Origin of the sequence: Pseudomonas brassicacearum (genome assembly GCF_003732265.1) — a bacterium.
In the GTDB taxonomy this organism is placed as follows: Bacteria; Pseudomonadota; Gammaproteobacteria; order Pseudomonadales; family Pseudomonadaceae; genus Aquipseudomonas; species Aquipseudomonas brassicacearum_D.
The window spans coordinates 349-843 of record NZ_MOBK01000438.1; the positions used below are offsets into that span (position 1 = coordinate 349).

The following is a 495-nucleotide window of genomic DNA, read 5'->3' on the forward strand; positions in this document are numbered from 1 at the left end:
ATCAGTGCAACGGTCAAGAACTCGGTCCAGTACATGGGGGCTCCTTTCGGCCAAGCGTATCAATTTGTTTCATCTGGTAGGCTCGGCAGATTACGCCCAACGCTCACAGCACAAAAGGTACAGTTGATGACGAACACGCGCCGCGCGGTATTCCTTGATCACCCTTCGCTGGATCTCGGCGACCTCGACCTCAGTCCGTTGCGCGAGTGGTTCAGCGATCTGCAGCTGTTCGCCCAAACGTTGCCCGGACAAGTCGCCGAACGCCTGCAAGGTGCCACAGTGGCGATCAGCAACAAGATCCTGATCGACGCCGCCGCGATGGCCGCCAACCCCGATCTGAAACTGATTCTGATCACCGCCACCGGCACCAACAACGTTGACCTCGCCGCCGCCCGCGCGCAGGGCATCACCGTGTGCAACTGCCAGGGTTATGGCACGCCGTCGGTAGCGCAGCACACGATCATGTTGCTGCTCAACCTCGCAACGCGTCTGGCC

1 protein-coding gene is annotated in these 495 nt (G+C 60.2%); it reads left to right on the forward strand.

The features are described from left to right. Positions 1–126: 126 nt before the first annotated feature. The coding region (locus BK660_RS32120; protein ID WP_473087038.1) for a Rossmann-fold NAD(P)-binding domain-containing protein at positions 127–495 on the forward strand (369 nt) is incomplete at its 3' end.